Below are 19,728 nucleotides of genomic sequence, written 5' to 3' on the forward strand. Positions count from 1 at the left end.
TGTTGTAATTTCGCCAGAAACAGTCTCTGTAAATGTTTTGTTAATTTAAAGTGAAATTAAATCTAATTTTTCATAACCCACGGTTATGATTTGTACAGGCGAAACGCGGTAGCAGGTTATCCGCATCACAGTTTGTAAATTCTTCCCGCCACTCTTAACGCGCTTTCCTACACTCCAGGAAGTATTCACTGGAGGTAAGACATCATGGCGAACACCATCACGGCTGATGAGATTCGGGAAAACTTTTCACAGGCTATGTCGGCAATGTACCAGCAGGAAGTTCCGCAGTATGGAACCCTCCTGGAGTTGGTGGCGGATGTGAATCTGGCGGTCCTGGAACACAACCCGAAATTACATGAACAATTGGCTAATGCCGACGAACTGGCACGGCTGAACGTTGAGCGCCACGGCGCGATCCGCGTGGGAACGGCGGAAGAACTGGCGACCCTGCGTCGCATGTTTGCCATTATGGGGATGTATCCCGTTAGCTATTACGATCTGTCGCAGGCTGGGGTACCCGTGCATTCTACCGCCTTTCGCCCGGTCGATGACGCGGCGCTGGCGCGTAACCCGTTTCGTATTTTCACCTCGTTGCTGCGCCTTGAACTGATCGGCAACGAGGCGCTGCGCCAGCGAGCGGCGGATATTCTCGCCCGTCGCGATATCTTTACGCCGCGCTGCCGTGAGCTGATTGCGTTACACGAAGATAGGGGGGAATTCACGGCTGCAGAAGCGCGCGAATTCGTCAACGAAGCGTTGGAAACTTTCCGTTGGCACCGTCATGCCACCGTCGACGAGCAAACCTATCACGCGCTGCATAATGAGCACCGGTTGATTGCCGATGTGGTCTGTTTCCCCGGTTGCCACATTAACCATCTGACGCCGCGCACTCTCGATATCGATCGGGTTCAGGCGTTGATGCCGCAGTGCGGTATCGAACCGAAAGCGCTCATTGAGGGACCGCCGCGCCGCGAGGTGCCGATTTTACTGCGGCAAACCAGTTTTAAAGCGCTGGAAGAGCCGGTGATGTTCGCCGGCGAACATAAAGGTACGCACAGCGCGCGCTTTGGCGAAATTGAACAACGCGGCGTCGCGTTGACGCCGAAAGGACGAGCGCTGTATGACCGCTTACTGAATGAGGCCGGGGTCGGTAAAGACAATCTTAACCACCAGCGCCATTTGCAGGAGGTCTTTAGCCAGTTTCCTGACAGCGAATTTTTGCTGCGTCAGCAGGGGCTGGCGTGGTTCCGCTATCGCCTGACGCCTGCGGGGGAAGCGCATCGCCATGCTTTTGGCCCCGGCGACGATCCGCAACCGCTGATCGAGCGCGGTTGGGTAGTCGCGCAGCCGATTGTTTATGAAGATTTTTTACCGGTGAGCGCCGCGGGGATTTTCCAATCAAATCTTGGCAACGAAACGCAGGCCCGCAGCCACGGTAACGCCAGCCGTGACGCTTTTGAAGCGGCGTTAGGCTGTGAGGTCCTCGATGAGTTCGAACTATATCAACAGGCGGAGGAACGGAGTAAACGCCGTTGCGGTCTGCTCTAAAATCGGTACTCTGCATGGCATAACTTGCAAAAGGACGTTGTTATGCAGAATTCATCTATGCCGCTAGTAAAAACGCGGCAGGGCACGCTATCCGGCACTAATGAACAGGGGATCCATATCTGGCGCGGTATTCCCTACGCGCAGCCGCCGGTAGGCGAGCTGCGTTGGCGTTCGCCGCAGCCTCCAGAGCGCTGGCAGGGCGTGCGTCAGGCCGATACCTTTGCCGCCGCCAGCTGGCAGGATATCGAATATTGTCGTGAACTGGGCGGCGGCGATCCTGGCCGTTTCTCGGAAGATTGTCTGTATCTCAACGTGTGGGCGCCCGCCGCCCGCTCGCAGCCGCTCCCGGTGATGGTCTGGCTGCACGGCGGCGGCTACACCATCGGCGCCGGCAGCCTGCCTCCCTACGACGGTAGCGCGTTGGCCAGCCGCGAGGTGGTGGTGGTCACCGTCAATTATCGTCTTGGGCATCTCGGCTTTTTCGCTCATCCGGCCCTGGAAGGCGAAGAGGGCGAGCGGTTGTATAATTTTGCGCTGCTCGATCAGATAGCCGCGTTGCGCTGGGTGCAGGATAATATCCACGCCTTCGGCGGCGACGCCGCCAATATCACCTTGTTCGGCGAATCCGCGGGGGCGCGCAGCGTCCTGTCGTTAATGGCGTCGCCGAAAGCGAAAGGATTGTTCCATAAAGCCATCGTGCAAAGCGGTTATACCTTACCGGATTTACCACGGGAAAAGGCGCTGGCGAAGGGAAAGCTGCTGGCGGAACATTTTTCTCTTGCCGATGCCAGCGCGGAACAGCTGCGGGCAATCCCCGCCGATGCCTTTTGGGCGCTGACGGCGCCTCTGAATATCGGCCCGGCGCCGATTGTCGGCGATGCGGTGCTGCCGGAGCCTATGCTCGACACGTTCTTTAAGGGCCGTCAGCATGCGATGCCGGTGATGATTGGCTCCAATAGCGATGAGGCCACCGTGATGGCGGTATTTGGCGTCGATATTGCCGGCCAAATTCAAAAACTGCGTCGCGAACGCCGTTTTGGCCTTGGACTTATCAAACTGCTGTATCCTGGCGTCAAAGGGGATGAAGCGTTAGGCAGAGAAGTGTGCCGCGATATGGCGTTCACCACCCTGGGTTACGTGGTAATGCAGGCGCAGCAGCGTGTTGGGCAACCGTGCTGGCGCTACTGGTTTGATTATGTTGCGCAAGCGGAACATGAAACCTATCTCCACGGCGCATGGCATGGCAACGAAGTGGTTTACGTTTTCGACAATCTGACCCGCGCCGAACCGGTGTGTCAGTACGCCAGTGAGGCGGACCGAGCCTTCGCCGCGCAGGTCGCCGACTACTGGGCCAATTTTGCCAGGCTGGCAGGCAATCAGTGTAGTGAGTTAACCGGCCCGGTGCGCTGGCCCGCCTGCCTGCGCGGACGGGACCGTTTATTGCGTATCGGCCTCAACAAGCGCGCGGGCTTTAAAGTCGAGAACCGCTTTATGCGCGCGCGGCTGGCGCTGTTTCGCCGGGTGATGAAGCATCATGTGACGCTGGATTAACCAGCGCGGCGCGAAAGCGCGCCAGGCCGTCGGCTTTGCTTTGCGAGCGGCGAACGACCAGCCGGTAGCTGGCGCCGGTTTTGACGCTGAGCGAGAAGGGGCGACATAGTCGCCCGGTACGAAGATCCTCGGCGATTAGCGTCTCGTCCGCCATGGCGACGCCGAGCCCCTGCATCGCGGCGGTGATGGCGAGGTCCATGGTGTCGAAATATTGGTTTTTATGCATTTTTAACGTTGGTTCATGCGGATAGTGCGCCAGCCACAGCAGCCAGTCGGTTTTATCCCGCGTCGGATGTAAAAATGTGATGGCGGAGAGCTGCGTATCGCACGGCGTATCGGGACTGGCCACCGGCGTGAGGGCTTCTTCAAACAGCAGATCGCCGGCGCTCTGATGGGTGCCAAAGATAATCGCCGCATCGTAGGGTTCAGTCTTAAAGTTAACGTTATGCTCGGTGGTGGTGGTCAACGCCACCTGCAGTTCCGGATAACGTCGTTCTATCTCCAGCAGTTTCGGCACCAGCCAGCGGATCGCGCAGGTAGGCGCTTTCAGGCGCACGACAGTTTGCTGCTGGCGCGCCTGCTCGGCTACCGTTAACAGGCGGCCAAATGCCGACTGCAGCTCCGGATAAAGCGCGCTGCCCTGCGGAGATAGCCGCAGCCCGCGGGCGTGGCGTTCAAATAGCGGGAAGCCAAACCAGCTCTCCAGCGCGGCAATCTGCCGGCTGACCGCCCCCTGCGTCAGGCACAGCTCCTGCGCGGCATGGGTTAAGTTGAGATGCCTCGCGGTTATCAGAAACGTTTCTACGGTATGAAAAGGCAGGGCGCTACGCGACATGTTGGCTCCAGCTATGCATTTTGATCATAGGCAGTATGCCACGCATCGTTGCGAAATTGGGACGATGCGTTCCGTTTTTGCCATCTAATCGTCATCCTGTGCTTACACTATTATTAGTCTCGTTGATACAACGTCTCTCACCGATTAGTTGATGTGTATAAAAGGAGCCATCATGTCTAAACCTTACGTTCGTCTGGATAAAAATGATGCGGCAGTATTACTGGTTGACCACCAGACCGGGCTGCTGTCACTGGTTCGTGATATCGAGCCGGATAAATTCAAGAACAATGTCCTGGCCCTCAGCGATCTGGCTAAATACTTTAAACTACCGACTATTCTGACCACCAGTTTTGAGAATGGCCCTAATGGTCCGCTGGTGCCGGAACTGAAAGAACAGTTCCCTGACGCCCCTTATATCGCTCGTCCCGGCAATATCAACGCCTGGGATAACGAAGATTTCGTTAACGCGGTAAAAGCCACCGGTAAGAAACAGCTGATTATTGCCGGTGTCGTCACTGAAGTCTGCGTGGCCTTCCCGGCGCTGTCGGCGATTGAAGAGGGATTCGACGTCTTTGTGGTGACCGATGCGTCCGGTACTTTTAACCCGATCACCCGTGATGCCGCGTGGGATCGTATGTCGCAGGCGGGCGTGCAGTTAATGTCGTGGTTTGGCGTGGCCTGTGAGCTGCACCGCGACTGGCGCAATGATATCGAAGGATTGGGAACCCTGTTCTCCAACCACATTCCGGATTACCGTAACCTGATGACCAGCTTTAACCTGCTGAGCAAGAAATAAGCAGCTGGCGGCCAGTTTTCAGGCCTGGCCGCCGCTTCAATCAGACGGGATTATTCACTCATCGAGGCGACAGGGCGCGACTTTTCACGTTGATTTTTCAATAGCCGCGTCGCCAGTACGCCCGACATCATCGACCCATTCACATTCAGCGCGGTACGCGCCATATCGACAATTGGCTCAATGGCGATAAAAATGCCGACCAGCGCCACCGGGAAGTTGAGCGTAGACAGGACAATCAACGCCGCAAATGTCCCGCCGCCACCGACGCCTGCGACGCCAATTGAGCCCAGAGCGATAGCCGGAAGTAAGCTTGCTAAAAACGAGAACGACAGTGGGTCGATACCCAGCGTTGGCGCGATCATGGCCACCATGATGGCCGGATAGATCCCGGCGCAGCCGTTTTGCCCCATACTGGAACCAAAGGAGGCGGCAATGTTGGCGATGGTATTCGGCACGCCGAATTTTTCCTGTGCGGTAATCGCTAATGGAATCGAAGCCGCGCTGCTGCGGGAAACAAAGGCGAAGGTAAGCACCGGCCACACCGTTTTAAAGTAGCGCAGAGGATTTTGACCGCTAATAGTCAGCAGAATCGCATGCACGATAAACATCATGGCGACTGCCAGATAACAGGCGGCGATAAAGCCTAGCAGGCTGGTGAATTGCGCTAGCTGATAGGTTGAAAAGACTTTTGCCATCAGTGCGAGGACACCGTATGGCGTCAGCGCTATGACGATACGCACCATCTTCATCACCCAAATTTGAATCGCGTTAATCCCGCTACTTAATTTTTGACCTTCCTCCGGCGCCTCTTTTTTCACCTTTAATAACGCCACGCCGGCCAGCAAGGTAAAGATGACGATGCCGATAACCGATACGCTGCGCGCGCCGGTCAGGTCGAGAAAAATATTTGTCGGGATCAGCGAAGTGACCAGTTGGGGTAGCGAAACGGCTGCGGTTTTGCTGACGTCTTCGGCGGTCAGCGTCGATTGCATATGGCTGAATGCGCTGGCGTCGAGACCGATCAGGTTAGCGGTAAACAGGCCGACCCAACCCGCAATCATTACCAGGCACAGCATGCAGGCAACAATGGTTAGGGACATTCGGCCAATACCGGCGCTATTTTCGAGTTTGTTAATCGCTGACAAAATTGAAATAAAAATCAGCGGTACGGCGACAAGTTTCAGCAAATTAACATAGCCGTTGCCGACGATACTGTACCAGTCAATGACCGTTTTACGTTGTTCGTTGGCAATGAAATGGAGTGATAATCCGAGAAGGGCGCCGAGAAAGATTGCGATAAAAACGCTTTTTGATAACGAGTTGCTTTTTTGGTCGAGTTTAAAAAGTCCCCATGATGCGATTAAAAATAACGCGATATACGCTGACGTAATAAACATATGATTTGCCTCTTGCCCCATTCAGCACCTGAAATGCCGGAAAGAGATATATTCTAAATTTCTCTAAGGCGGTCAGTAGCCTTAGAACCGCTGTGGATTATAAAGAATTGAATAGCATAAGGCATACTAAAATTGTGGTTTATAGCCTGAGTGTTAGCCCTGTCATGTTTTAAAGGCGTCCTGAGAGCCATGATCGGAATGCATAGCTCTTATGATAACAATTCGCTTGTCGCCTGAAGGCGCTTTGGTTTGAATGGATATGCAAATAAAACGAGAAAGGATTAATCATGGCTCTTAGTGCTTCGGTCACCACTCGCTCGAAATTGCCGGATGTCGGCACCACGATTTTTACCGTTATCGGCCAGCTTTCAGCGCAGCATAATGCGATTAATCTCTCTCAGGGCGCGCCTAATTTTGCCTGCGACCCACAGCTGGTGGCCGGCGTGACGCAGGCGATGAACGCCGGACATAACCAATACGCGCCAATGACCGGTCTGCGGGCTTTAAAAGAGCGTATCGCTGACAAAATCGCTACGTTATATGGCACGCAATATGATGTCGATAACGAAGTGTTGGTTACCGCCAGCGCCAGCCAGGGGATCTATTCCGCCATTGCCGGGCTGGTGCATGCTGGCGACGAGGTGATTTACTTTGAGCCTTCGTTTGATAGCTATGCCCCGATAGTGCGTCTGCAAGGCGCGATGCCGGTGGCGATTAAGCTCACCGTGCCGGATTTTGCGATTAATTGGGACGAGGTGCGCGCCGCGATTACCCCGCGGACGCGGATGATCATCATTAATACGCCGCATAATCCAAGCGGCCAGGTATTATCCGCCAACGACCTTAATCAACTGGCGATGCTGATCCGCAATACCGATATCGTGGTTTTGTCCGACGAAGTCTACGAGCACGTAGTCTTCGACGGCGAAAAGCATCACGGCATGGCAACCCATCCGCAGCTGGCGGAACGCAGCGTGATTATCTCTTCCTTCGGTAAGACTTACCACGTGACCGGCTGGCGCGTTGGCTACTGCGTGGCGCCGGCGGCGCTGATGGATGAGATCTGCAAGGTACATCAGTTCCTTATGTTTTCTGCCGATACGCCGATGCAGTACGCTTTCGCAGAGCATATGCAGAATCCGGCTTCATGGCTGTCGCTGGCCGCTTTTTATCAGCAAAAGCGTGATTTGCTCCAGCAACTGCTGCAAGACTCGCCGTTCCGTTTATTGCCGAGCGCCGGCTCTTTCTTCATGCTGGCGGACTATCGCCATTTCAGCGATGAGCATGACAGTGAGATGGTTAAGCGGCTGATTACCGAATACGGCGTCGCCACGATTCCGCTATCGGCATTTTATACCGATGGCACTGATAACAAACTGATTCGGCTCTCTTTTGCCAAAGATGAAGCCACATTGCGGGCCGGCGCCCAGGCGCTGTGCCGCGTTAAGCCGCGTTAAGGAGCCAGATGATGAAAATAAAAGCCCTAACTCTTGCTTTGGGAATGCTGTGTACCGTTTCAAGCTTTGCCGCCAGCGAGTTACGCTACGGCGTGGAGGCGGAATATCCGCCGTTCGAAAGCCGCAATCCGGCAGGGGAGTTGCAGGGTTTTGATATTGACCTCGGCAACGCGATTTGTCAGGCCGCGCAGTTGAAGTGCAGTTGGGTCGAAACTTCCTTTGATGCCCTCATTCCGGGGCTGGTAGCGAAGAAATTCGACGCGATTAATTCGGCGATGAACATTACCGAACAGCGGCGCAAGAGTATTGATTTCACCCAGCCGATCTACCGTATTCCTTCACAGCTGGTGGGCAAGGCCGACAGCGGTATGCAGGCGACGCCGGAAGGGCTGAAGGGCAAAACCATCGGCGTGCTACAGGGCTCGATTCAGGAGACCTTTGCCAAGGAGCACTGGGAAAAACACGGCGTCACGGTGGTTTCCTACAAAGACCAGAACATGGCGTGGGCCGATCTGCTTAACGGCCGTATCGACGCCTCGCTGGTGATGTCTGCCGCCGGCCAGGCCGGATTCCTCAGTAAGCCGCAGGGTAAGGGATTCGGCTTTATCGGTAAGCCGGTGGCTGATGATACGATTCTGGGTAGCGGTATTGGCTACGGCTTGCGCAAGGGCGATGAGGCAACTAAAAAACAGCTCGACGCCGCAATTGATAAAGTGCGCGCCGACGGCACTATCACCCGTCTGGCGGCAAAGTACTTCCCCGGTATCGACGTTAGTGTGAAATAATCTTTATTTGCGGCTCTTTGCTGCGCAAAGAGCCGCCCGCATTACATCAGTACCACCGGTTTGATGACTTTACCGGAAGCTGAATCTGCGAAAGCCTGATTAATCTCTTCGAGCGGATAGAACTCGATAAGCTTATCAATGGGAAATTTGCCTTGTTTATAAAACTGTACCAGCTGCGGAATAAACAGCTGCGGTACGGCGTCGCCTTCAATGACTCCAATCAATGATTTACCTTCCGCCATCAGATCGTTTTGCACATTAAAGGTGATATCGCCGGTAAAGCCGACGACCGCCACCGTGCCTAACGGCTTAATCGCGTGGATCGCCTGCAGGACGATGGCGGCGACGCCGGTCGTTTCGATGGCGTAGTGCGCCCCTTTGCCGGTCAGTTGGCGAATGACCGCAACGCTATCTTCCTGTTTGCCATCGATCACGTGGGTTGCGCCGAGTTCACGTGCCAGCTCAAGGCGATTGGCATGAATATCGACGGCGATGATTTGGCTACAGCCGGTAAGCTTTGCGGCCATAATGGCGCTTAAACCAACCGCGCCGCAGCCGAATACCACCAGCGACTCCCCGGCAACCGGTTTAAGTCGATTCAACACCGTCCCGCTGCCGGTTTGAATTCCGCAACCCAGCGGACCAAGAAGCGAAAGTTCGACTTCACGGTCGACAACAATAGCATTCGTCGCTTTGGTGACCACATACTGACTAAACGAAGATTGGCCAAAGAAAACGGATAATTCTTGATCATCAAGACGATATGGGGTGGAGCCATCGTCTAAGCGTCCACCAAAGTTTAAGTCATTGAAACTTTCGCACGCGGAAGGATGGTTGGTGAGGCAGTTTTCGCAGCGATGGCAGGCGGCGTAGCTCAGTACTACATGATCGCCAATTTCGACCCCACGAACGGCATCACCGACGTTAACCACGATACCTGCGCCTTCGTGGCCCAGAATGGCCGGCATCGGCAGGATCCCGGCGTTATCGCGGATCACCGCGTCGGTATGACAGACGCCGGTAGCGACAATTTTTACCATCACTTCGTCTTTTTTAGGGGCGCTAACCTGAATATTTTTAATGCTGAATGGCTGTTGATAACCCAACGTCACGGCGGCTTTTACTTTCATTAGATACTCCTGACATTTTTCCCTGGAGAATAGAGATTACACCTGGTGTGATGAAAATTTATCCTGTTCGTGCTGAAAATAAACAAAACGCGGGTAAAAATGGGTAGGTATCGGATCAGTGTGTGTTCGCCAAAACAGGTCAGCGATAGCGATCGTATGGCGGTTATTCAGTCTGTTCCGGTGGACATCTTTTTTTTCATGCTTTTCGCCTGCCAACAATTGGATTATCAATCATTTTTGTCTAGAGTGAGCGGAATTCACGACGCAGATGTTTGCAACGTTGCGTATCCGTCGAACTCTTAAAAAGGACGCTTTTCCAGGCATGAACCGCAGACGTTTTCTTAAATCATCCATGGCTGTTGCCGCCGTATGCGGAACGTCAGGAGTCGCCTCGTTATTCACTAAAGCGGCTTTCGCCGCGGATTCCGCTATCGCCGATGGTCAGACGCGCCGCTTTGACTTTTCCGTGCTGCAGGCGATGGCTCATGACTTAGCCCGCCAGCCGTGGGGCGGAGCGCCGCGCGACCTGCCGCCGACGCTGGCGAATCTGACCCCTCAGGCCTATAACAGCATCCAGTATGATGCGGCGCATTCGCTGTGGAATAACGTTGAAGAGCGCAAGCTGGATATCCAGTTTTTCCATGTTGGTATGGGTTTCCGCCGCCGGGTGCGTATGTTCTCGCTGGACTCCCAGTCTCAGCAGGCGCGGGAGATACACTTCCGTCCGGAGCTGTTCCAGTACAACGACGCCGGCGTTGATACCAAACAGCTGGAAGGGCAGACCGATCTCGGTTTCGCCGGTTTTCGCGTGTTTAAGGCGCCCGAACTGGCGCGCCGCGATATCGTCGCTTTCCTGGGCGCCAGCTACTTCCGCGCGGTCGACAGCACTTATCAGTACGGCCTGTCGGCGCGCGGTCTTGCCGTCGACACCTTTACCGATACGCCGGAAGAGTTCCCGGATTTCACGTCATTCTGGTTTGAAACCGTCAAACCTGGCGCGACGGTGTTCACCGTCTACGCGCTGCTCGATAGTCCGAGCGTCACCGGTGCCTATAAGTTCACCGTGAATTGCCAGGAAACGCAGGTGATCATGGATGTCGAAAATCATCTCTATGCGCGCAAGGACATTAAGCAGTTGGGTATTGCGCCAATGACCAGCATGTTCAGCTGCGGTAATAACGAGCGCCGGATGTGCGATACCATCCACCCGCAAATCCACGATTCTGACCGCCTGTCGATGTGGCGCGGCAACGGCGAGTGGATTTGCCGTCCGCTGAATAATCCGCAAAAGCTGCAGTTCAACGCGTTCCAGGATAAAAACCCGAAAGGTTTTGGCCTGCTGCAGCTGGATCGCGATTTCAGTCATTATCAGGACGTGATGGGCTGGTATAACAAGCGCCCGAGCCTGTGGGTGGAGCCACGTAATCAGTGGGGTAAAGGCGCCGTTAGCCTGATGGAAATCCCGACCACCGGCGAAACGTTGGACAATATCGTCTGCTTCTGGCAGCCGGAAAAACCGGTAAAAGCGGGTGATGAACTGGACTTTAGCTACCGCTTGTACTGGAGCGCGCAGCCGCCGGTGCGCTCGCCGCTGGCGCGAGTGCTGGCGACACGCACCGGAATGGGCGGCTTCCCGGAAGGATGGGCGCCGGGTGAACACTATCCGGACAAATGGGCGCGTCGTTTCGCCATCGACTTTGTCGGCGGCGACCTGAAAGCTGCGGCGCCGAAAGGTATTGAGCCGGTGATTACGCTCTCCAGCGGCGAGGCTAAGCAGGTAGAGATCCTCTACGTCGAGCCGTTTGACGGCTATCGTATTCTCTTTGACTGGTATCCGACTTCAGATTCCACCGATCCGGTGGAGATGCGCATGTTCCTGCGCTGTCGCGGCGACGCTATCAGCGAAACCTGGCTGTATCAGTACTTCCCGCCAGCGGCGGATCGGCGTAACTACGTTGATGACCGGATTATGAAATAACCCAGGCCGTCGCTACCCGCCCGCGGTGCGCTACTGCGGGCGTTGTTGTTTATCAGTGAGATATTGTCATGACTGGCGAAAACAGCCCCACCATCGAAACTATCCCGGTCAACGAACAGCTGGAGCTGCGTGCGGTTGACGAACGTTACGTCAGTGAGCTACATCAACTGGTGCTCAAAAACCGTAATTGGCTGCAGCATACGTTAAGCTGGCCTGCGGAGGTGCTGAGTGAAGATGAAACCCGGCGCCACGTGCAGGGAAACGTGATGCTTCACCAGCGCGGTTATGCAAAAATGTTCCTGCTGTTTTTACAGGGGCAGATGATCGGCGTTCTGTCATTTAACCAGATTGAACCATTGAATAAGACGGCCTATATCGGTTACTGGATCGATCAAAGCCATCAGGGGCAGGGACTGTTGTCGCAGGCGTTACAGGCGTTTATCCATCATTATGCGCAAACGGGCGTCGTGCGCCGTTTCGTGATTAAATGCCGGGTCGCCAACCAGCGCAGTAATCAGGTGGCGCTGCGTAATGGTTTCGAACTGGAAGGTTGTCTGAAGCAGGCCGAGTTTTTAAATGGCGCGTATGACGATCAGAATATCTACGCGCGGATTATCGACCCGCAATAATCGGCTATAGCGAACCCAGCAGCGGTGTGCGGGTGATATGCTCGTCGCCGCTGACGATTTTGCGCCCGCGAAGATGAATTCTGTCACCCTCCAGCGCTTCGATACAGGCGTTACCGCAGATTTCTACCTGATGTTCGATAATCACATCGCCTCGAATCGTCGCGTGCCCTTCGATAAGGACCTCGTCATCCAGCAGAATGGGGCCGCCGAGAAGATGGGCGTGTCCGCCGACCATCACACGATGTTTTAACAAGCAGTTGCCTTCGACCACGGCGTTTTCGCCCACCTGGGAACTGTAGCGCAGGGTTGGGATCTGATCCTCGCCGCGCCCGGCGACCAGCCGCGCGCAATCGTAGACCCGGGCGTTGTCACATATCCATACGTCGTTATCTTCATTACCTTCAATACGCGCGTTATCGAACACTTCGGCACGGTGTTCAACAAAAGCGTGCTCAACCACGGCATCGCCGTAAATTTGCGCCTGGTGAACAATCCGTGAGGCGCTAACCGTAGCGCGCTGATAAATTTGCAGCATTTTATCGGTATCAGAGGTGAGTCCCTGAGCGGCAATCACCAGACAGTGGGGGAGAATACGCGCCTGGTCGGCGATTCGACAGACGCCGCGAATTTGTGAATGCTTTATTGTGACGTTGTCACTTATTCTGGCGCCGTGACTTGCCTGAACGTTATCAAGCCAGGCGTTATCGCTAATTGTCGCCCCGTGGCTTATTACACAGGTGCCGGTCAGGCGGGCGTTGTCGTCAACGCGCGCGCCAGCGAAGACGACGCTGTTGGCATCATATATCCAGCAGTCGCCGCCCTGGCTTAACGCGGCTTCATCATCGAGCCAGCCGCCTTCGCTACCCGCCTTAACGTCTGAGAAATCAATCAGCGCCACGATTTGCCGCAGAGTTACGCTATGTTTAATCCCGTCTTCTTCAAACTGATACAGGCGGACGTGGTCGCTCAGACGAAATTTCTTCATCAGTATTTCTCTTTACCGTTGGTTAACACAAACATAGCAAAAATCTCCGTAGCGCGTTTTATAAGGTTCCTTTAAAATGCAACTTCAAATTAAATTGAAAGTTTAATTAAAATGAATAAAAACGCAGCGAGCGGCCAGGTGCTGAATCTACCGGCTGGCTATTTTGGTATGGTGCTGGGAATTATCGGTATGGGGTTCGCCTGGCGCTATGCGAGCACTCTCTGGCCGGTGAGCATGCTTATTGGCGATGCGCTGGTGGTGCTGGCGACGGGGATCTGGGCGCTATTGATGTTAGCGTTTATTGCACGGGCGATTCGTTTCCCGTGGAGCGTGCTGCAGGAGATGCGTCATCCGGTGGCCAGCAGTTTTGTCAGTTTGCTCCCGGCGACAACGCTGTTGGTGGCAATCGGCTTTGTCCCCTGGTACCGACCGTTATCGCTGGCGTTATTTGCTGCGGGCGTTACGCTGCAGCTTTGCTATGCGGCCTGGCAGAGCGCGGGGCTGTGGCGGGGTAAACATCCGCAAGAGGCAACGACGCCCGGTTTATATCTGCCGACCGTCGCCAACAATTTTATCAGCGCCATGGCCTGCGGTGCGCTGGGGTTTAATGATGCCGGACTGGCGTTTCTCGGCGCTGGCGTCTTTTCCTGGCTCAGCCTGGAGCCGGTTATCCTGCAGCGGCTGCGCAGCAACGGCGAGCTACCGGCGGCGTTGCGGACATCGTTGGGCATCCAACTGGCGCCGGCGCTGGTGGCCTGTAGCGCGTGGCTCAGCGTCAACGGCGGTGAAGCCGATACGTTTGCCAAAATGCTGTTTGGTTACGGTCTGCTGCAATTGCTGTTTATGCTGCGCCTGATGCCGTGGTATCTGCAGCAGCCGTTTAATGCTTCATTCTGGAGCTTCTCGTTCGGGATTTCCGCACTGGCGACCACCGGCCTGCATTTGGGGCACGGTGAGCAGCACGGTTTTTTCCATACGCTGGCGATCCCCTTATTTATTTTTAGCAACCTGATTATCGGCCTGCTGCTGCTGCGTACCTTTCTGCTGCTGGTGCGAGGTAAACTGTTCATTCGCGTAGACCGTGCCACTTTATTGCCAAACAAGGATTAATCATGACGACTCGTGACGAAAACTACTTTACTGAAAAATATGGCCTGACGCGCACCCACTCAGAAGTAGTGTATGCCGCCTCGCTGATGCAGCCGGGACAGACGCTCGATCTTGGTTGCGGCAATGGACGAAACAGCCTGTATCTGGCAGCGAAAGGTTACAACGTCACGGCGTGGGATAAAAATCCCATGAGTATCGATAATCTGGAGAACATTCGTCAGGCTGAAGGGCTGGAGAACCTGCAGACGGCGATTAAGAACCTGAATACGCTGAGCTTTGATGGCGAGTATGATTTTATTCTGTCTACCGTGGTGATGATGTTCCTGGAAGCCAAAACCATCCCTGGTCTTATCGCCAACATGCAGCGCTGCACTAAGCCTGGCGGCTATAACCTGATTGTTGCCGCCATGGATACCGAAGATTACCCCTGTACCGTGGGCTTCCCGTTCGCCTTCAAACCTGAAGAACTGCGTGACTATTATGCTGGCTGGCAGTTCCTCAAGTACAACGAAGACGTTGGCGAACTGCACCGCACCGACGCCAGCGGCAACCGCATCAAGCTACGCTTCGCCACGATGCTGGCGCGTAAACCGGCTTAATCCGCCGCCAGCAGGCACAGCTGCAGGGCGGTTAGATAGGAGGCCTCAAAGGCGCGCAGCGGCAAAAATTCGAATTTCGAATGGAAATTATGCGCGCCGGTGAAGAAGTTCGGCGTCAGCAGACCCTTTGCCGATAGCGCTGCGCCGTCGGTACCGCCGCGCATCGGCGTGGGTTTTGGCGTTATACCGAGGCTTTCCATCGCGGTGAACATCAGGTCAATAGCCCGGCGGTCTTCGCCAATGGCGTTGCTGATATTGCTGTAAGTATCGCTTATCGTGAATTCAACTCTGGCAGTGGGGTACTGGGCGGCGATTTTCTCTGCCACTTCGCCAATCTGTTGTTTGCGGCGGTTAAAGCTGTCCAGATCGAAATCGCGAATGTTGGCCTGCAAGCGCGTGCTGTTCTGATCGCCATGAATACCGTTAAACCACACGTAGCCTTCGCGCCCGGCGGTATGTTCCGGCGTCTGCTGGCGGTCGAAATGGCTCATAAAGTCGGTAGCCATTAACAGCGGGTTGACCAATACGCCTTTGGCGGACATCGGATGTGCCGTGACGCCGGTAAACCGTATCTCCGCAGAGGCGGCGTTGAAGTTTTCATAAACGAGTTCGCCCAGTTCGCAGCAGTCGATGGTCCAGGCAAAATCGACGGCGAAACGCGAGAGATCCAGCGCTTTTGCCCCGCGAAGGCCCACTTCTTCGTCCGGGACGAACGCCACGACGATATCGCCATGCTTATGTTCGGCGGTCAGGTTTTCCAGCAGCGTCATGACAACGGTCACCGCCGCTTTGTTATCGGCGCCCAGTACGCTGGTGCCGTCGCTGAAAATAATCTCTTCATCACGGTAGGCCAGAATTTCCGGATGTTCGTCAACCCGCAGCCAGATTTGCTGTTCCGAATTAAGACAGAGATCTTCACCAGTAAATCGCAGAATTTGCGGATGAATATCCGGCGACAGTCCGACATCAACGGTATCAATGTGCGTGATAAAGCCGATCCGCGGCGCCCCGGGGACGGTGCCTTTTTTTACCGCCGTCACGGTCGCATGCTCGTCGACAACGATATCGTCAAGGCCAAACTGACGTAGCTCGTCGGCTAACGCCTGCGCCATCTGATGTTGTCCGGGCGTCGTGGGTAACGTGGTTGCTCGTGGATCGCTTTGGCTGGTGATAGCCAGATAGCGAAAGAAGCGCTGGGTTAATTGTCTGGTTAAGGGCGAGGCCATAGTGTTTCCTTCTATATACCCGTCATACTTCAAGTTGCATGTGCGTTGGCAATAACTCGGCCCATCCCTGGGCCTCGCCCTTACGGGCGCAGTGAACTGCGTTCAAATTCGTTCCTGACGAATTTGTCCTCACTCACCCCAGTCACTTACTGGAGTAAGCTCCTGGGGATTCGCTGCGTCGCCGCCTTCCTGCAACTCGAATTATTTAGGATATAGTTATTTTTAAGGTGTTTGCAATCTGGCTTTAGTGTTATCTATGGGCAATAAAACAACAAGCTATTCATTAGTCAAAAAATGAAAAGGGAAACGCATGCAACGCACATCTACTTCAATAGCTCTGACGATAGCGGCATTAGCGGTGAGTTCCGCTGTGAATGCAAAAACACTGGTTTATTGCTCTGAAGGCTCGCCGGAAAACTTTAATCCGCAGCTTTATACTTCCGGGACCAGCGTCGATGCCAGCGCGGTACCGATATATAACCGGCTGGTGGACTTTAAAGTTGGCACCACGGAATTGCAGCCCAGCCTGGCGGAAAGCTGGGAGGTGAGCGACGATGGCAAAGTTTATACTTTCCACTTACGCAAGGGCGTTAAATTCCAAAGTAATAAGTATTTTAAACCGACCCGTGATTTTAATGCCGATGACGTTATTTTTTCCTTTATGCGGCAAAAGGATCCGAATAACCCTTATCATAATGTCTCTAATGGCAACTACTCCAATTTCGAAAGCCTGGAGTTTGGTTCGTTAATTACCGCAATTGATAAACCGGATGAATATACGGTGCGTTTTACCCTCGCGCACCCCGAGGCGCCTTTTGTTGCTGACCTCGGTTGGTATTTTGCTTCAATCCTCTCTGCGGAATATGCTGATGCGATGCTGAAAGCCGGTACCCCGCAGCGTGTTGATATGGATCCCATCGGCACCGGGCCGTTTAAGCTTGCGCAATATCAAAAAGATTCGCGGATTTTGTTTACCGCATTCCCTGATTACTGGCAGGGAAAAGCGAAAATCGATCGTTTAGTATTCAGTATCACGCCTGATGCCTCGGTGCGCTACGCTAAGCTCGAGAAAAATGAGTGTCAGGTCATGCCGTTCCCTAATCCCGCCGATTTACCGCGGATGAAAGATAATCCGCAGATCAATCTGATGAGCAAAGCCGGGCTTAATACCGGTTTCCTCGCCTTCAACACCCAGAAAGCGCCGCTGGATAACGTTAAGGTGCGCCAGGCGTTGGCCATGGCGATCAATAAACCGGCAATTATCGACGCGGTGTTCCACGGTACCGGGACAGTAGCGAAAAACCTGCTGCCGCCTGGCGTCTGGAGTGCCGATGCCGACCTGCAGGACTACAGCTGGGACCTGGAAAAAGCCAAAGCGCTGCTGCGTGAATCCGGCGTGAAGAGCCCCATTACCATCGACCTGTGGGCGATGCCGGTTCAGCGTCCTTATAACCCAAATGCGAAACGAATGGCGGAAATGATCCAGGCCGACTGGGCTAAAATCGGCGTGCAGACCAAAATCACCACCTATGAATGGGGCGAATACCTTAAACGGGTGAAAGACGGCGAGCATCAGGCGGCGTTGATGGGCTGGACTACCGCGACCGGCGACCCGGATAACTTCTTTGGCCCATTATTTACCTGTCAGTCGGCCAACGGTGGTTCTAATTCGGCGAAATGGTGCTACGCGCCGTTTGATAAAATTATCGCCGAAGCCAAAACCATCACCGACAGGCCGCAACGAGAAGCCTTGTATAAACAGGCGCAGCAGATGATGCACGATCAAATGCCGGCCGTGATGATTGCGCACTCAACTATTTTTGAGCCGGTTAATAAATCGGTGATCGGGTATGAAATCGACCCTTTTGGTAAACATATTTTTTATCAAGTGGACGTAAAATAAACATCGTAAATAAATCCGCCGCGTTGGCGGATTTATTTTTTGCAAGGAGTTGACGGACCACCTTTTTTGTCACAAAACTTAGCGTGGGAATTTGTTATAAATCTTGCCGACAAACTGCATTTACAGGGATCATCCATGCGTACAAAAATGTTATTTAAAGTAGCCGCTCTGGCCGGGCTACTGGCATTAACCGGTTGTGCATCTAAACTGGCGCAACCGGATCAGTATTCCGGGTTCTTAAAAGATTACTCTAAGTTAAAAGAGACTACCTCGGCCTCCGGCAAACCAGAGCTGCGCTGGATCTCCCCGGACTACAATCCGAACAACTATGACAATGTTGTTTATCGTCCAATCACCTACTACCCGGTGCCGAAACCAACGACTCAGGTAGGGGAGAAAGCGCTGCAGGACATCCTCAATTACACCAACAAGCAGATGAAACAGGCCATCAGCGAACGTAAACCGTTGGCGACCACGGCTGGCCCTCGCAGCCTGATTTTCCGCGGCGCCATCACCGGTGTTGATACCAGTAAAGAAGGGCTGCAGTTCTATGAAGTGATCCCGGTAGCGATGATTGTCGCGGGTACCCAGGCGGCAACCGGCCATCGCACGATGGACACGAATCTCTACTTCGAAGGCGAACTGATCGACGCGAAGACTAATAAGCCGGTTATTAAGGTTGTGCGTAAGGGCGAAGGTAAAACGCTGTCTAATGAGAGCACGCCGCTAACCGCTGATACGTTGAAGCAGGTGATTGATGACATGGCGATCGACGCGGTGAAATTCGACCCGTCACAGAAGTAATTGATGCGTTAAGCCCGTCTGGCGCGATGCCTGACGGGCTTATTATCAGGCCAGCCGGCGGCGCATAAATAGCTGCTCGGGGCGGGCGAACATCACCAGATTTCCTACCAGTATTAACGCAAGACCTATCACCGCGTTGCTATGCCAGATGTAACCTTCATAGAAGGTGGAGATAGTTAATGCCACCAGCGGGAAAAGCAGCGTGCTATAGGCCGCTTTACTGGCGCCGATACGTCCTACCAGGGTGAAATAAGCGCCGAACGCGATCACCGAACCGAACAACGCCAGATACAGCAGGGCGCCCATATAACTCCAGGTCCACTGTGGCATAAAGTTATCGCCGCGCAGCAGCGCGATCGCGCCCATCACCAGCGTGCCGTAAAACATGGCCCAGCTATTGGTGGTCAATGTCTCAAGCCCGCGGCGCTGGTGGCGAATACTCAGCATATTGCCCAATGAAAAACCGTACGTTCCCAGGGCGCTCAGGCCGATTCCCCACAGTAGCGACGCGTTCAGACCATTGGCGAGGAGATCGTCCCAGAAGAGGGTGACGATTCCGGCGAGCCCCAGCGCCGCCGCCAGCCAAAAGCGCCCCGGCGGCTGCTGGCGGAAGAAAATAAAACTGTTGATCGCGTTAAATAATACCGCCATCGAAAAGATCACCGACTCAAGGCCGGTATTGATATGCGCCGCGGCGGTATAAAAACACCAGAAGTTAAAGCAAAAGACGCAGCAGCCTTGCAGCATGCAAAACAGATGATCGCGCATTGCCAGCGGGCGCAGACGGCGGGTAATCAGCAAAATTGTCAGCATGGTGACGCTGGCGACGGCAAAACGCCAGAAAATTGACACCGGCGCGGCAACGGGCCCCTGTTGTAAAAAGATAGCAATCCATGTGGTACCCCAGATAACCACCACCAGCCCGTAGAGTAATGCGTTCAAAATGTCTCTCCTGTTAATATGCCTGGCGTGAGTGTGCGGTTTTTCCGGGCAAA

General features: G+C 54.2%; 17 protein-coding genes. 11 read left to right on the plus strand and 6 right to left on the minus strand.

The features are described 5' to 3' along the window. The first annotated feature begins 204 nt into the window (after window positions 1-204). Both hglS and ABLV66_RS11350 read left to right on the plus strand, forming a co-directional pair. On the plus strand, window positions 205-1,548 hold the full coding sequence (hglS, locus tag ABLV66_RS11345; RefSeq protein ID WP_045393952.1) for a 2-oxoadipate dioxygenase/decarboxylase HglS: 1,344 nt from the start codon (window positions 205-207) through the stop codon (window positions 1,546-1,548). A gap of 42 nt (window positions 1,549-1,590) precedes the next feature. Continuing rightward, window positions 1,591-3,099, plus strand: a complete 1,509-nt coding sequence (locus ABLV66_RS11350; RefSeq protein WP_348876702.1) for a carboxylesterase/lipase family protein — start codon at window positions 1,591-1,593, stop codon at window positions 3,097-3,099. On the opposite strand, the gene ABLV66_RS11355 is transcribed toward ABLV66_RS11350, so the two are convergent. Beyond that, entirely contained in the window at window positions 3,038-3,934 is an 897-nt protein-coding gene (locus tag ABLV66_RS11355) for a LysR family transcriptional regulator (protein ID WP_047048805.1), read from the minus strand. The two genes, ABLV66_RS11350 and ABLV66_RS11355, sit on opposite strands and share 62 nt — an antisense overlap. 172 nt (window positions 3,935-4,106) lie before the next feature. Here ABLV66_RS11355 and ycaC point away from each other — a divergent pair, with 172 nt between their 5' ends. After that, entirely contained in the window at window positions 4,107-4,730 is a 624-nt protein-coding gene (ycaC, locus tag ABLV66_RS11360; protein ID WP_015366381.1) for an isochorismate family cysteine hydrolase YcaC, read from the plus strand. Window positions 4,731-4,780: 50 nt separating this feature from the next. Here the strand turns inward: ycaC and ABLV66_RS11365 are convergent, their stop codons facing one another. Further along, complete coding sequence (locus tag ABLV66_RS11365) at window positions 4,781-6,127, minus strand: L-cystine transporter (RefSeq protein ID WP_047048802.1); 1,347 nt, start codon at window positions 6,125-6,127, stop codon at window positions 4,781-4,783. Window positions 6,128-6,414: 287 nt separating this feature from the next. Between ABLV66_RS11365 and ABLV66_RS11370 the strand changes: the two genes are divergently transcribed. Continuing rightward, entirely contained in the window at window positions 6,415-7,584 is a 1,170-nt protein-coding gene (locus tag ABLV66_RS11370; RefSeq protein WP_315710661.1) for a pyridoxal phosphate-dependent aminotransferase, read from the plus strand. Window positions 7,585-7,595: 11 nt separating this feature from the next. Further along, window positions 7,596-8,369 carry an ABC transporter substrate-binding protein gene (locus ABLV66_RS11375; RefSeq protein WP_015366384.1) on the plus strand — a complete coding sequence of 258 codons (774 nt, stop codon included), beginning with the start codon at window positions 7,596-7,598 and terminating at the stop codon, window positions 8,367-8,369. Between the two features lie 41 nt (window positions 8,370-8,410). On the opposite strand, the gene ABLV66_RS11380 is transcribed toward ABLV66_RS11375, so the two are convergent. Further along, window positions 8,411-9,499, minus strand: a complete 1,089-nt coding sequence (locus tag ABLV66_RS11380; protein ID WP_045393968.1) for an NAD(P)-dependent alcohol dehydrogenase — start codon at window positions 9,497-9,499, stop codon at window positions 8,411-8,413. 322 nt (window positions 9,500-9,821) lie between these two features. Between ABLV66_RS11380 and ABLV66_RS11385 the strand changes: the two genes are divergently transcribed. Both ABLV66_RS11385 and rimL read left to right on the plus strand, forming a co-directional pair. Continuing rightward, the gene (locus tag ABLV66_RS11385) at window positions 9,822-11,477 is read left to right on the plus strand and encodes a glucan biosynthesis protein D (protein ID WP_045393970.1); all 1,656 of its coding nucleotides are present in this window, start codon (window positions 9,822-9,824) and stop codon (window positions 11,475-11,477) included. Window positions 11,478-11,545: 68 nt separating this feature from the next. Then, window positions 11,546-12,106 carry a 50S ribosomal protein L7/L12-serine acetyltransferase gene (gene rimL / locus ABLV66_RS11390; RefSeq protein WP_045393973.1) on the plus strand — a complete coding sequence of 187 codons (561 nt, stop codon included), beginning with the start codon at window positions 11,546-11,548 and terminating at the stop codon, window positions 12,104-12,106. A gap of 4 nt (window positions 12,107-12,110) precedes the next feature. On the opposite strand, the gene ydcK is transcribed toward rimL, so the two are convergent. Beyond that, the gene (ydcK, locus tag ABLV66_RS11395) at window positions 12,111-13,091 is read right to left on the minus strand and encodes a YdcK family protein (protein WP_047048792.1); all 981 of its coding nucleotides are present in this window, start codon (window positions 13,089-13,091) and stop codon (window positions 12,111-12,113) included. A gap of 111 nt (window positions 13,092-13,202) precedes the next feature. On the opposite strand from ydcK, the gene tehA reads away from it, so the two are divergent. Further along, window positions 13,203-14,201, plus strand: coding sequence for a dicarboxylate transporter/tellurite-resistance protein TehA (gene tehA / locus ABLV66_RS11400; protein WP_047048789.1), 999 nt, complete (start codon window positions 13,203-13,205; stop codon window positions 14,199-14,201). A gap of 2 nt (window positions 14,202-14,203) precedes the next feature. Next, window positions 14,204-14,800 (plus strand): tellurite resistance methyltransferase TehB, encoded by a 597-nt coding sequence (gene tehB, locus ABLV66_RS11405; RefSeq protein WP_348876701.1) that lies wholly within the window; start codon window positions 14,204-14,206, stop codon window positions 14,798-14,800. On the opposite strand, the gene pepT is transcribed toward tehB, so the two are convergent. After that, window positions 14,797-16,026 (minus strand): peptidase T, encoded by a 1,230-nt coding sequence (pepT, locus tag ABLV66_RS11410; RefSeq protein ID WP_348876700.1) that lies wholly within the window; start codon window positions 16,024-16,026, stop codon window positions 14,797-14,799. The two genes, tehB and pepT, sit on opposite strands and share 4 nt — an antisense overlap. Window positions 16,027-16,336: 310 nt before the next feature. Here pepT and ABLV66_RS11415 point away from each other — a divergent pair, with 310 nt between their 5' ends. Both ABLV66_RS11415 and ABLV66_RS11420 read left to right on the plus strand, forming a co-directional pair. Then, window positions 16,337-17,929, plus strand: a complete 1,593-nt coding sequence (locus tag ABLV66_RS11415) for an ABC transporter substrate-binding protein (protein ID WP_213797151.1) — start codon at window positions 16,337-16,339, stop codon at window positions 17,927-17,929. A gap of 135 nt (window positions 17,930-18,064) precedes the next feature. Next, entirely contained in the window at window positions 18,065-18,733 is a 669-nt protein-coding gene (locus ABLV66_RS11420) for a DUF3313 domain-containing protein (protein WP_045393989.1), read from the plus strand. Between the two features lie 45 nt (window positions 18,734-18,778). On the opposite strand, the gene ABLV66_RS11425 is transcribed toward ABLV66_RS11420, so the two are convergent. Then, window positions 18,779-19,675, minus strand: a complete 897-nt coding sequence (locus ABLV66_RS11425) for a DMT family transporter (RefSeq protein ID WP_047048775.1) — start codon at window positions 19,673-19,675, stop codon at window positions 18,779-18,781. Between the last annotated feature and the right edge of the window lie 53 nt (window positions 19,676-19,728).

Source organism: Klebsiella sp. CN_Kp073, from assembly GCF_040065495.2.
In the GTDB taxonomy this organism is placed as follows: domain Bacteria; phylum Pseudomonadota; class Gammaproteobacteria; order Enterobacterales; family Enterobacteriaceae; genus Klebsiella; species Klebsiella aerogenes.

Excerpts from the sequence above, each read along its gene's own strand:
- pepT (WP_348876700.1), bottom strand. The coding sequence starts at position 16,026 with ATGGCCTCGCCCTTAACCAGACAATTAACCCAGCGCTTCTTTCGCTAT.
- ycaC (WP_015366381.1), top strand. The coding sequence starts at position 4,107 with ATGTCTAAACCTTACGTTCGTCTGGATAAAAATGATGCGGCAGTATTA.
- ABLV66_RS11355 (WP_047048805.1), bottom strand. The coding sequence starts at position 3,934 with ATGTCGCGTAGCGCCCTGCCTTTTCATACCGTAGAAACGTTTCTGATA.
- hglS (WP_045393952.1), top strand. The coding sequence starts at position 205 with ATGGCGAACACCATCACGGCTGATGAGATTCGGGAAAACTTTTCACAG.
- tehB (WP_348876701.1), top strand. The coding sequence starts at position 14,204 with ATGACGACTCGTGACGAAAACTACTTTACTGAAAAATATGGCCTGACG.
- ABLV66_RS11420 (WP_045393989.1), top strand. The coding sequence starts at position 18,065 with ATGCGTACAAAAATGTTATTTAAAGTAGCCGCTCTGGCCGGGCTACTG.
- ABLV66_RS11365 (WP_047048802.1), bottom strand. The coding sequence starts at position 6,127 with ATGTTTATTACGTCAGCGTATATCGCGTTATTTTTAATCGCATCATGG.
- ABLV66_RS11385 (WP_045393970.1), top strand. The coding sequence starts at position 9,822 with ATGAACCGCAGACGTTTTCTTAAATCATCCATGGCTGTTGCCGCCGTA.
- tehA (WP_047048789.1), top strand. The coding sequence starts at position 13,203 with ATGAATAAAAACGCAGCGAGCGGCCAGGTGCTGAATCTACCGGCTGGC.
- ABLV66_RS11380 (WP_045393968.1), bottom strand. The coding sequence starts at position 9,499 with ATGAAAGTAAAAGCCGCCGTGACGTTGGGTTATCAACAGCCATTCAGC.
- ABLV66_RS11350 (WP_348876702.1), top strand. The coding sequence starts at position 1,591 with ATGCAGAATTCATCTATGCCGCTAGTAAAAACGCGGCAGGGCACGCTA.
- ydcK (WP_047048792.1), bottom strand. The coding sequence starts at position 13,091 with ATGAAGAAATTTCGTCTGAGCGACCACGTCCGCCTGTATCAGTTTGAA.
- rimL (WP_045393973.1), top strand. The coding sequence starts at position 11,546 with ATGACTGGCGAAAACAGCCCCACCATCGAAACTATCCCGGTCAACGAA.
- ABLV66_RS11415 (WP_213797151.1), top strand. The coding sequence starts at position 16,337 with ATGCAACGCACATCTACTTCAATAGCTCTGACGATAGCGGCATTAGCG.
- ABLV66_RS11375 (WP_015366384.1), top strand. The coding sequence starts at position 7,596 with ATGAAAATAAAAGCCCTAACTCTTGCTTTGGGAATGCTGTGTACCGTT.
- ABLV66_RS11370 (WP_315710661.1), top strand. The coding sequence starts at position 6,415 with ATGGCTCTTAGTGCTTCGGTCACCACTCGCTCGAAATTGCCGGATGTC.